Source organism: Pseudomonas sp. NFACC37-1 (assembly GCF_900101575.1).
GTDB lineage: Bacteria > Pseudomonadota > Gammaproteobacteria > Pseudomonadales > Pseudomonadaceae > Aquipseudomonas > Aquipseudomonas fluorescens_AA.
The window spans coordinates 504,365-517,137 of the sequence record NZ_FMUZ01000002.1; the positions used below are offsets into that span (position 1 = coordinate 504,365).

Sequence of the window (12,773 nt, forward strand, 5' to 3'; positions counted from 1 at the left end):
CGGGCGATGTAGTCAAGCGGGGCCGTCAATCCGGCCCCGTGATCGGCGGTCTTGGTCAAGCCAGTGCATTCATGGATTCGGCGTTCCTGGCCCGGGCCAGGTCCATCCGTGATCGGATGCATTGGCCCACTCGCTCGATGTGCGGCTCGCGCATCATGGTCAGATGGTCACCCTCCACGGCGACTCGCTGCACTTGGGGTGCAATCGAGCGCCAGCCGCGGTACGGGTCGCGGAAGGCGGTACCCACCAGTTCATGGGGGGCTTGCAGTACATCGGGCAGCTCGACGTCCGCTGCGAACAGCGTGATGGGCAGGTCCAGTGGCGGGAAGCGATAGTCCAGCAGTCCTTGCCAATTGGCATGGAACACCCGGAACAGCTGATCGAGTGTCGCCAGGGTGATGGTCTCGTCGAAAATGCCTTGGTCGATGCCGTGCTGCCGGATCGCCGCGAAGGCCTGCGGGTCGTCCAGGGAGGAAAAGTCCAGGGCCTGATAGGCGTATTCCTTCTGGCCGTCGCCGCTGAGCAGTTCCCACATGAACCAGTTCATGAACTCGCTGCGTTCTATCTGCACCTCGCCCTGCCTGACGCGCACGATGGTGTCCAGCAGGAACACGTTATGCAGGCGCCGTCCGCGCCGCTGCAACTCGCTGGCCAGTTCATACGCCACGACGCCGCCATAGGACCAGCCGCCTATGTTCAGGGGGCCTTCAGGAGCGACCCGCTCGATGGCGTCCGCGTAGTACACCGCCTGGGCCTGCACCGATTGCAGCGGTTCACGGCCATCCCATGTGCCTGGCGCTTGCAGGGCATACAGGTGGACCTGGTCCTTGAGCACCCGCGCCAGTGCTGCATAGCACAGCACGTGTCCGCCGATGGGGTGGACCAGGAACAACGTCGGCTTGCGCGTGGCATTCTTGAAGTCCACCAGCGCGCCGGCGCCGGGGTGTCCGGTTTCGGTCTGTTGCAACACCTGGGCGAATTCGGCGATGGTCGGTGCCTGGATAAAATCGGACAGCGAAGGTTCCAGGCCTTGATGTCTGGCGAGCATGGCCACCAGTCGCACCGCCTTGAGCGAATTGCCCCCCAGCTCGAAGAAGTTGTCGTGGATGCTGATGTTGTCCAGGTCCAATGTTTCCTGCCAGTAGGCTTGCAGCAGATCCTCCATGGCATTGCGCGGTCCGATGAAGGACCGTTGCAAGGTGGTCTGGACTTCTATCTTTTGCAAGCGCTGCCGGTCGATCTTGCCCGTGGGCCCGAGCGGTAGCTTCGCGATCCTGACCAGCGTGTTCGGCACCATGTAGTCGGGCAGCGCCAGGCGCATTTCCGCCTTGAACTGGTCCAGGTCCGGCTCGCAGTCGGGCAGGGCCTGGACGAACCCCACCAGATAACGGCTGCCGTCGGTTGCCGTCTTGTCGATGACCGCCACCTGCTCGATGTCGGCCCTGAACCGGGCGGAGCCGAGCATGGCCACTTCGATCTCGCCGAGCTCGACGCGGTAACCGCGAATCTTGACTTGAGCGTCGCTGCGGCCCTGGTACACGAGATCGCCGCCAGGCAAGTAGAAGCCAATGTCGCCGGTTTCATACAAGCGTCGGGTCTGCCCCTCGAGCTGGCGATAAATGAAGCGCTCGTCGGTCAGGTCAGGGCGATTCCAATAGCCATTGGCAAGACAGGCCCCTTCGATGAACAGGTCGCCCGTCACGCCGACCGGGCAGGGGTTGCCGGCCGCGTCCAGGACATGCAGGCGTACCCCGTCGATGGGTGTGCCGATGGGCGGCATGCTCGGCCAGGTCGCCGTCGCGCCTTCAAGTCGCAGGCTCGTGACCACATGGGCCTCGGTCGGGCCATAGTGGTTCTCGACCCGGCAGTCGCCGAGGTGATCGATCAGGTCGCGGATTTCGGCAGTGATTTTCAACTGCTCGCCAGCGACGTTGATCTGGCGCAGCGAGGTGGGGTAAATACCCAGTTGTGTGGCGACTTCGGCCAAGCCCTGGAAGGCGACGTAGGGCAGGAACAGGCGATTCACCGCTTGCGTGCCAATAAACTTCAGCAAGCGGATGAAGTCATAGCGCAACCCTTCGTCAATCATCACCAGTTCATGACCGCTGGACAGGGTCGAGAAAATTTCCTGGAACGAAACGTCGAACGAAATGGGTGCGTATTGCAGCGTCTTCAGCGCTTGTGTCCCGCGGCCGTCCTGCGCCTGCTGGCGGTTCTGCCAGAGGATCATATTGGTCAAGGCCAGGTGCGGCATGGCCACGCCCTTGGGGCGGCCGGTCGAGCCCGAGGTGTAGAGCAAGTAGGCGTTGTCTTCAGCCATGATGCCAGCGGCAATGGCGGCCACCCGTTGGTGACTGCCGGCCAGATCGTCGTCGAAGCCGGCGACCACGCTGTCCCAGTGGCGCGTATCGGCCTGGCCTGCCAGGGCCATCGCCAGGTTCGCAGAGGCATCGGCGAACAGCACCAGGCGTGGCTGCGAGTCTTCGAGAATCAGCTGGATACGCTCCTGCGGATAGCTCAGGTCGATCGGAACGTAGGCGGCGCCGGCCTGAACGACACCGAGCAAGGCGACGATCAGGTCGGGCGAGCGGGGCATCATGATTGCGACCCGATCCCCTTGGCCGATACCGTGCCGGTGCAGCCAGCTCACCAGTTGGGCGCAAGTATCGTGCAGTTGGCGGTAGGAAAGACGGGCCTGGCCAAAGCTCACGGCGGTCTGCTCGCCATGGCGGGCGAAACTGTCCAGTAACACGCTCGACAGGTTGTCGTGGGGTAAAGCCGTAGTGGCTTGCGGCGTAGTTCGGTCGACGGGCGGCAGCCAGGCCGGAATGGCCGGCTTGGCCTCAGGCGCGGCGATCATCAGTTCCAGCGTACGCAGCAGGTACTCGGCATAGGCTTCGGCCTGGCTCGTGGCGACACGCGCGGTGCGGTAGTCCATCTTCAACATCAGCGAACCGTTGGCGGGGTGGCGGCCGAGGGTGGTCAGCAAGTCGTAGTTGCTCGCTTCCGTGGTTTCCCAGTCGGTGAGGATCTCTTCGCCTTGGGCCAGCAGGTCCTTGAGCACGTAGAAATCGACGTAATTGAACACCACGTTCAAGGCGATATCGGTCTCGCGATGAATCAACGCGAACGGATAGCGCCGATGGGCGAATACCTGTTGTTCCTGGGCAATCGTTGCCCGGATCAGCTCCAGCCAGCTCTGGCCCTGGCTGCTGAAGCGTACCGGCAGGGTATTGAGGAACAGACCCAGGACCGAGGCGGCATCTTCGAACGCCGGCCGACCATGACTGATCACGCCGCACAGCACGTCCTTTTGATTGGACATGATCGCCTGGGCGAAACCGTGGGCCGTCAGCAGGACCGCGCGCAGGGGCAGGTCATGGGCCTGGCAGAAGGCTTCGAGCCGGGCCAGGTCCGCGGCGGGCAGTTCCCGGTAGGCCGAGCGGTGCGGTGTCGGGTCCGGTGCCACCCCATGGATCCAGCTGGTCATGGCCGCGGCGGGCGCCTCGTGCAGGTATTCGCGCCAGAACCGGCGGTGGGTCTGCGTCGCGATGGCTTGTTGCTCCAGGGCCACGAAATCGGCTGGCGTGGTGGTCAGGGCCGGCAGGGCATCGGTGCCAGGTGCTGAGGTGTAGAGCGTGATCAGGTCGCGCATCAAGGTGGCGACGCTCCAGCCGTCGAGGATCGCATGGTGGAAGCTGAAGACCAGGTCGATTTCAGTCTCCGCGACGAACACGCAGAACTGATACAGCGGCGCCCGATGCCAGTCTTCGCGGTAACGCTTGCGTTCCTCCACGTAGGCGGCAATGGCCTGGGCCCGGGCGTCGGGGCTCATTGAGCAGACATCGATGATTTGCACCGGGGGCTCGACGCTCGAGTGAACCCGGGCCATGGGCACCTCGGCGTGACCGATATCGAACGACATGCGCAAGGCCGGATGACGCCGGATCAATGCGGCACAGGCCCGCTCCCATGCCGGCGCATCCCACTGCAGGCGCAAGCGGTAGCGGAAGATGTCGTGATAGATCGCCGAGTCCGGGTGCATCATCGAGTGATAGATCATCCCGACTTGCAGTTGCGAAGCGGCAAACACGTCATCGAACACGCCTTCGCTGGCCAGGCGGATCGCCGCCGGAACCTGGGCGAAAGGCGCCACGTGGGCCAAGGGTTCAAACTCGGTGGCCGGGGGTTGCCCGGACTCCAGGGCCTCGGCCAACTGGGCAATGGTGGGGTACTGGTAGACCTGCGCCAGGGTCAACGCAATCCCCTGTTCACGGGCATGGATCTGCAAGTGGATGACCTTCAGGGAGTCGCCACCGAGCATGAAGTAGTTGTCATGGATGCCCAGCGTCGAGCGCTTGAGGTTGTCCCGCCACAGCTCGGCGAGGGCCTGTTCCAGCGTCGTGCGTGGGGCTGTTGTATCGCTATCCAGGTTGGCTGTCGGCTCGGGCAGGGCCTTGCGATCCAGCTTGCCGTTGACATTCAACGGGAACTGATCGAGTTCGACCAGGTGCCTGGGCACCATGTAGTCAGGCACCTGCTGGCGCAAGGTTTCCTGCAGCGCCTGCGGGGATGGCGAGCAGCCGGGCTCGCTCACCCAATAGGCGTTGAGGTACGCATCACCGGCTTCCTGGCGGGCGATCACGACCACGTCCTTGACACCTTCACAGGCGAGCAGGTGGGCTTCGATCTCGCCCAGTTCGATGCGCAGGCCGCGGATTTTCACCTGGAAATCGTTGCGTCCCAGGTATTCGAGGCTGCCATCGGGCAGCCAACGCCCGAGGTCGCCGGTCTTGTACAGCCGGGCCTGGGGCTCGGTGCCCAAGGGGTCGTGGATAAACCGTTCGGCCGTCAGCTCGGGACGGTTCAGGTAACCCCGCGCGACCCCGATGCCACCGATGTGCAGCTCACCGGCCACCCCCGGTGGCAGCAGTTGCAGGTTCGCGTCGAGGACATGCATTTGGATATTCGCGATCGGTCGGCCGATCGGGACGATGCCGTCGTGCGCATCAGGCCGGCAATGCCATGCCGTCACGTCGACCGCCGCTTCGGTGGGGCCGTAGAGGTTGTGCAACTGCACCGTCGGCAGACATTCGAAAAAACGCTTCTGCAAGGCATGGGGCAAGGCTTCGCCGCTGCACAAGACCTGCTGGAGCGCGGGCAGGCGCTGTGGCTCTACCTGGTCGAGAAAGACCTGCAACATCGATGGGACGAAATGCAGTAGCGTAATGCCGGCGCTCGCCATGATGTCCATCAGGTAGCGCGGGTCCTTGTGCCCGTCGGGGGCGGCGACGATCAGTTGCGCGCCACTGAGCAACGGCAGGAAAAATTCCCAGACCGACACATCGAAACTGAACGGCGTCTTTTGCAGGATCCGGCTGTGTTCATCGACCCCATAGGCATCGCGCGCCCAGAGCAAGCGATTGACGACCCCGTCATGCTGGTTCATCACGCCCTTGGGCAAGCCGGTGGAACCGGAGGTGTAGATCACGTAGGCCAGGTGTCGCGGCGTCAGCCCGAGCGCGGCGGGGTCCGGGTTGTGCGTCGGTTGTCGGGACAGTGCTTCAGAGTCGGCATCCAGGCACAGCACGGGCATCGTCACGGCGGGCAGGTTCGCCAATAACCCTTGGGTGGTGATCAGGGCACTGGGCGCGCTGTCGCTGAGCATATGGCTCAAGCGGTCGGCCGGATAACCCGGGTCCAGCGGCACGTAGGCGGCACCCGCTTTGAGAATGCCCAACAGGCCGACCACCATCTCCAGGCTGCGGTCCAGGCAGATGGCAACGCGATCGTCGCGGCCAAGCCCGGTTTCCAGCAGGGCATGGGCCAGGCGGTTGGCCTGACGGTTCAGCGCGTCGTAAGTCAACGCCTGGTCTGCGAAGCGCACCGCGATGGCGTCGGGGCGAGCGGCGACCTGGGCCTCGATCAATTGATGGAGCAGCACATCCCTGGGGTAGTCGACGTCGGTGCGATTCCAGTCCCGCAGCAGTTGGCGCTCAGAGGGCGCCAACGGGTCGAGGGCCGCGACCGACACGTCGAAATCAGCGGCCACGCACGCCAGGATGTTCATGAAGCGCTGCTGCAGGGCCTCGATCTGCGGCGCGTCGAAATAGGCCTCGTTGTAGATGAAGTGCATCCACACATCGTCTTGCGGCGCGGACTCACGAACGTGCATCGCCAGTGGCATTTGTTCGTAGCCATTGCTGAGCTTGACCGGCTGTGCCGGCGCGGGCCCGTACCAGGTGTCCTGGTCCTGTTCGTAGGACACCACCACGTCGAACAACTGCCGACGCCCCAGGTTCTGTAACCCGAGTTCGCGGTTCAATTCGCTCAGCGGGAAGCGCTGGTAGCGATAATCCTGCTTTAGCGTCAGGGCGATCTTGCCGACCAGGTCGCTGAAGCTCAGGTCGGTGCCCAGGCTCAGACGTACCGGGCTCATGCCGACGAACAAGCCCATCGTGGCCTTGTGTGCGGCATTGGCGCGGTTGAGGATGGGCAGGCCGATGACGATTTCATCCCGTTGTTCGGTGCGCGCAAAGTAGCTGTACAGCACCCCGAGCATGACGTGGAAGACCGTCGCCTGGCCCGCGGCCTTCGCGTTTTCGCCAAGACGGTTGTAAAGCGCCCGGGGCAAGCGCCAGGCATGGTTCTGGCTGGGCGACAGGCGTTGGTCGAGTCGACCCAGGTGACGGGGCGCGAGCAGGGGCTCGGGCAGTGTGCGGTACTTCTCCAGCCAGTACTGGCGTTGGCGCTGGAACGAAGCCGAGTCTTTGCTGGCGACTTGCTGCTCGACATACGCTTGATAGGTGGGGGCCGTCGCCGTGTTTTGCGCTTGGTCATGCAAGGCGGTATAGGCCTGGCTGAGTGTTCGACCAATCATGGCGAAGGACCAGCCATCGATGATCAGGTGATGGCAATTGACGAAGCAGTAGTGGAGGTCTTCCCGGACCTTGACCAGGTCCGCGCGCACCAGCAGCCCATCGTCAAAGGAAAACGGGATTTGCAGCTTGGCCTGCAGCAAGGCCAATGCGCTGGCCTCCGGATCGGCATGGCCCGACACGTCGTGCACCGCCAGCGGGGCGTCGACCGGCCCCAGGAAGCGTTGGCGCGGCAGCGGGTGCTCGCTGGAGCCGGGCACCAGCTGGATCCGCAGGGCATCGTGGCCGTTGACGATCTGGTTGAAGGCCGCCTGCAGCAGCGTGGCGTCGACCGTGCCGTTGATACGGGCATAGCCGCCGATGTTGTACAACGGACTGTCGGCGTGCAGCACCTGGTCCAGCCAGATGTCCAGTTGCGGGGTGGTGAGGGGATAAAGCACGCACTCTGCGCTCGATGCGGGCAGGGTCTGGGTCATGGTGTTCTCCGTGGGCCGATCCGCTGGCCCGATGAAACGAGTGAAAAGAGTGATGCCTTCTGGCCGGGCCAATGGCAGCGCTGTGTCAGTCGCCAATCAATCCGTGATTACGCAACGCGATACGTCGCGGCTCTGCGGGCGATTGCCTCGATTTGCAGCGCTGCCGCTTCGCGGGCGCTGTCACCACTGGCCATCGCCTTGCTGTAGCGGTCACAACGGGTGCGCACGTCAGCACTGTTCAGCACCGTGTCCAGGGCTGAGGCCAGTGACTCGGCGGAGGCCGGCGTGAATACCTGCAAGCCGCATCCCAGGCGTTGTATTCGCGCGGCGTTGTCGAAATGGTCGTGGGCAAATGGGGTGACGATCTGTGGCACCCCGGCGGCGATTGCCAGGGCCGTGGTCCCGACGCCTCCGTGATGCACCAGGGCCGAGGTATGGGGCAGGATGCGGCTCATGGGAACATAAGGCCTGACCAGAATCCTGCCGTCGCTGGACAACGACGGGTCGACCGGCTGGCTGGTCAGGAACACGCCACGGCGGTCGATCAACTTCAGTGCTTTCGCCGCAGCGGCGAAATACTGTTCGGCATTGACCGTCGTCGAACCCGGGGTAAACACCACCGGTGGGGCTGCACTCAAAAAGTCCTCCAGCTCGGCGTCTGGGGCCTCGAAGCCGGATTCATCGAATAACGGGAAGCCGGTCAGTACCGTCTGGGCAGGCCAGTCCTGTTGGATCGGGGCGAACCAGTCCGGAAACAACCCCAATACCCGGTCGGGCGAGGAGATCCACTGACTGATGATGCGTTTGACCCCAGGCAAGCCCAATTCACGGCGAAAACCGTTGAGCTCAGGCTTCATGAGCCGATCGAGAAAGGTGTGCTCGATGACCCCCAGCAGCAGGCGTCGCAAGGGATACGGAACGAAGGTCGGCAGGTTCGTTCCAGGCGGATGGACGGGGCGCGCGAGGGGCGACCAGATGGCGAACGGTGTGACCTGGCCAGTGACCAGTGGGATGCCGTGTCTTTCCTGTAGCAGGCGCGCGGAAAATGCCCACAACGAGCCCAGCAGGACGGTGTCGTCGTCACACGCTTGTTCCAGTAGCCGATACTGTTCGCGCAACGTGCCACCGACGGTTTTCCATAGGGTGGGCAGTGACGTGCGCGGATGCCACAACGCCGGGTCAGCCATGACCGCTTGATATTCCTCGCGGGTACCCAAGGGCAGGAACTTGAAGCCACAGCGCTCGATCACCGGAGCGAACGCGGCGCTGGCGCAAAAGGTTATCCGATGCCCGCGTGCGGCGAGGGTGCGGCCGATCCCGATAAATGGGTGAACGTCACCGGCTGAGCCGATGGCCGTAATGATCACATGCATAAGGCTCCCTTTTTGAGTGATCGTGCGGTGGGTAACAGTCCTGATCGGCGGGCGACCGGACATCGCCTGTGGACTCCATCCACAAAAAACGATTCAGCTCGAGGGGGTATTTAAGCGGTTGCAGGTAGGAAACGTCTGTAGCGGAAAATGGGGACATTCCGGTCCGCAGATCAAGGATTGAACCTGTGGGGCTTGCTCGCGAAGCGGTGGGTCAGCGTGTGCCGATGTCGGCTGTGCCGCCGTCATCGCGAGCAAGTTCGCTCCCACAAGGCGGCCTGTGGTGAATGCAAGCTCCGTGAACACCTCGGATCCCCTGTGGGAGCGAGCTTGCTCGCGATGACGATGGATCAGCCTCCACACCTCGGGCTGCCCAGCGAATTGCTCGCGGGACAGCCCGGGGCTGTCATGACACCCTGGCGGTTTTCAAGGCCTGGGAAATTGCCTCGCCCAGCCGGGCTACATGGGGCGCCTTGACCAGTGTGTTGTGGGTGCCGGGCAGGGCCGTCACGTTCACCTGATCCTGCAGCAACGCACGCCAGCCCAGGGTCGGGTCGCTGCGTTGCTGATCTTTTGCAGTGAACAACGACACCGTGAGCGGGCTGGGCGGGCTGACGTAGCTGCCGATAGCCAGCCGCGTGGCATAGGCAACGCCCAAGTGCGTGCGCAGCAGGGCAGCGTCGATGTCATCGGGCAACTCCTCCGGTAGCAGGCGATGGGTCATGCACAGTGTCAGCATCGCCTCGATGGCAGAGTCTTCCGCCAGCGCCGTCAGTTGCCGGAGCAGATCAGGGTCGATCCCCTCGGGTAGCCAGGCCATCAGGAACTGCGCTTCACTGATCGACGATTCGGGCACCGGGTCCGGACGGGTCGACGTATCGATGATGCCGAGGAACTCTATGGCCTCACCGCCGGCCTGCAGTTGACGGGCCATTTCATAGGCGATCAGGCCACCGGCCGACCAACCGGCGATCCGGTACGGACCTTGCGGCTGGACCTGGCGGATGGCCGTCAGGTAACGCATTGCAATGGCCGGCACATCGGACAGGGGGGCCTCGCCCGCCACCAAGCCACTGGCGGCCAAGCCATAGACCGGTATCTGGGGATCGAGCGTTGGCGCCAGGTCCCGCGCATATTGCACTTCACCGCCCAAGGGATGGACCAGATACAGCGGTCGCTGGGAGCCGGTGCGGCGGATCGGCACCAGATTGCGCTGGACACCGGGCCGGGACTGGCCATCGAGGGTCCTGGCGAAACCGGCAATGGTCGGCTCGACGAACAGGTCGCGCACGGCGATCGGTTTCCCGAGGACTTTGCGCAGGCGAGAGGCCATTTGCACCGCCATCAGCGAAATACCACCGAGGCTGAAGAAGTCGTCGTGGCGGCTGATCCGTTCCTGTTTGAACAGGTCCTGCCAGAGGGCCGCGATGGCGATCTCGGTATCCCCTTGAGGCGCTTCATAAGGCAGCGGCACAGGACCGTCTTCTGCGATGACGGGCTGGACGATGGCATTGGTCGGGCGCTCCAGCGGCGGCGTGTCCTGCAACAACTGGCCGATGGATTGCTGTGCGTCGGTCACCAGGTTTTCCAGGACCTTGGCAAACAATCCGGCGATGTTCTGCACGGTGTGCAGGTCGAACAGGTCGTTGGCGTATTGCAGGCTTCCAGCGATGCGTTCGCCATTGTCGATCAGGGACAGCGACAGGTCGAACTGCGTGGTGTTGTGGGGGCTCGCCAGGGTTTGCACCTCGAGCCCGGGCAACTGCAACGGTGCCGGTGGCGTGTTGTCCAGGCTCAACATCACCTGGAACAGCGGGCTGTGGCTCATGCTGCGAGTCGGTTGCAGGGCGCTCACCACCTGTTCGAAGGGCAGGTCCTGGTGATTGTAGGCGGCCAGGGTCAGGTCCTTGATTTTCCCCAGCAGCTCGTCGATGCGGGTATCACGCTCGGTGGCGACTCTCAACGCCAGGGTGTTGGCGAAGAAACCGATCAACGCCTCCAGCTCCGGACGCTGACGGTTGGCCACCGGCGTGCCGACCACTACATCTGCCTGGCCGCTCAGATGGCTCATCAACACTGACCAGCCTGCCAGCAGCACCATGAACAACGTGGTGCCCCGGGCCTGGCTGAATGCCCGCAGATCGGCGCTGAGGGCGGGCGAAAAGCTGCACTCGATGATGCCACCGGTATACCGCTGTATCGCCGGGCGCGGACGATCCAGCGGCAGGTTCAGCAGCACGGGCGCACCTTCCAGGTGTTGCCGCCAGAAGTCGATCTGGGTTTGCAGCGCCGGGCCTTCAAGGGATTGTCGTTGCCAGGCGGCATAGTCCACGTATTGCAGCGCCAGGGGCGGCAACGGGTCTTTCTGGCCTTGAGTGAAGGCGTTGTAGAGCACGCTGACCTCGCGAGCCAGCACGCTGTTGGACCAGCCATCGGAAACGATGTGATGCAAGGTGATGAACAGCACATGTTCGTCATCGGTCACTTGTACCAGGTGGCCGCGCATCAGTGGCCCGCTGTGCAAGTCGAACAACTGTGTGGCGTTGATCTGGCCGAGGTGCTCGAGCGTGGCCTGGCGTTCAGCGGGGGCCATTGCACGCAGGTCCTGCTGCTCCAGGCGGAAACCGTAGTCGGCCGGGGCGATTTTTTGCAGTGGCTCGTCGTCCACCAATTCGAATCGCGTGCGCAAGGTTTCGTGGCGCGCTACCAGGCGGTCGAGGGTTGCTTGCAGCGCAGCTTTGTCCAACATCCCTTTCAGGCTCAAGGCCAATGGCAGGTGATAGGCCGCACCGGCCGCGTGGTCCAGATGATCGAGGAACCACAAACGCTGTTGCGAAAAGGACAATGGTAGTCGTCCCGCGCGATTGGCCAAGGGAATCGACACGGCCTCGGTGGGCGACGCCCCATGCACCAGGGCGGCGAGGCCACGCACGGTCGGCGCGTCGAACAGTTCGCGCAAGGTCACCCGTGCACCCAGCTTGCGTCGCAGCCGCGAGAGCAACTGTACGGCGAGCAGCGAATGGCCGCCCAGCTCGAGGAAGCCGTCGTGACGGCCAACCTGATCCAGGTGCAGCAATCCTTTCCAGATCTCGGCGATGGCGATTTCAGTGTCACCCTGGGGCGCCTCGTAGGTTTTGCTCGCCAGGGATTCCTGGCCGGGCGCCGGCAGGGCGCGACGGTCGAGCTTGCCGTTGGCGGTCAGGGGCAGGGCATCGAGGTGCACGAAGGCGCTGGGTACCATGTATTCGGGCAGGCCGCTCAACAACGCGCTGCGCAGTTGCTCGGCCGGGACCGGGTCGCCGCAGACATAGGCAACCAGGCGCTTGCTGTCCGAATCGCCCTGGCTGTCTTCCCGCGCAATGACCACGGCCTCGCGGATACCTGGATAGGCCACCAGGGCATTCTCAATCTCGCCCAACTCGATGCGGAACCCACGGATTTTCACCTGGAAGTCATTGCGCCCCAGGTATTCCAGCGTGCCGTCGGCCAGCCAGCGACCGAGATCGCCGGTCTTGTACAGGCGTGCGTTCGGTTCGGTGCTGAACGGGTCGGCAATAAAGCGCTCGGCGCTCAGCTCCGGCCGGTTCAGGTAACCCCGGGCCACGCCGGCGCCGCCGATGTGCAGCTCACCGGCCACGCCCAACGGCGTCGGTTGGCCGTGGGTGTCAAGCACGTGCACCTGGACGTTGGCAATCGGCCGGCCAATGCTCGGACGCTCGCCCAGGTCACGGATCAGGTCGATGGTGGCGTCCACCGTGCATTCGGTCGGGCCGTACATGTTGTAGAAGCGGATGCTCGGGCAGTCGCGCAACTTCGTCCAGGTCGCGGCGTTGATGGCCTCGCCACCGAGCAGCACGCTCACCGGCTGGTAGCTGCTGCGTTCCAGCAGGCCGGCGGCGAGCAAGGTGTCGAGCTGCGATGGCGTGGAGTCGAAGGCGTGCACCTGGTGCTGTTCGAGGAAGTCCAGCAGTTCATGGCCGCTGGCGCGGATCAGTTGCGGGATGATCACCAGCCGGTGGCCGGAGAACAGCTGGGAGATGCCCTTGATC

General features: G+C 63.7%; 3 protein-coding genes. All 3 read right to left on the reverse strand.

Translation table 11 applies throughout. The features are described from left to right. Positions 1–55: 55 nt before the first annotated feature. Positions 56–7,354, reverse strand: coding sequence for an amino acid adenylation domain-containing protein (locus tag BLP82_RS04370; protein ID WP_092165621.1), 7,299 nt, complete (start codon positions 7,352–7,354; stop codon positions 56–58). A 107-nt stretch (positions 7,355–7,461) separates the two neighbouring features. Then, positions 7,462–8,727: a glycosyltransferase gene (locus tag BLP82_RS04375; protein ID WP_170842265.1), complete on the reverse strand. Its 1,266-nt coding sequence runs from the start codon at positions 8,725–8,727 to the stop codon at positions 7,462–7,464. A 403-nt stretch (positions 8,728–9,130) separates the two neighbouring features. Continuing rightward, a partial coding sequence (locus BLP82_RS04380; protein ID WP_139197806.1) for a condensation domain-containing protein occupies positions 9,131–12,773 on the reverse strand: 3,643 nt, incomplete at its 5' end.

Excerpts from the sequence above, each read along its gene's own strand:
- BLP82_RS04375 (WP_170842265.1), bottom strand. The coding sequence starts at position 8,727 with ATGCATGTGATCATTACGGCCATCGGCTCAGCCGGTGACGTTCACCCA.
- BLP82_RS04370 (WP_092165621.1), bottom strand. The coding sequence starts at position 7,354 with ATGACCCAGACCCTGCCCGCATCGAGCGCAGAGTGCGTGCTTTATCCC.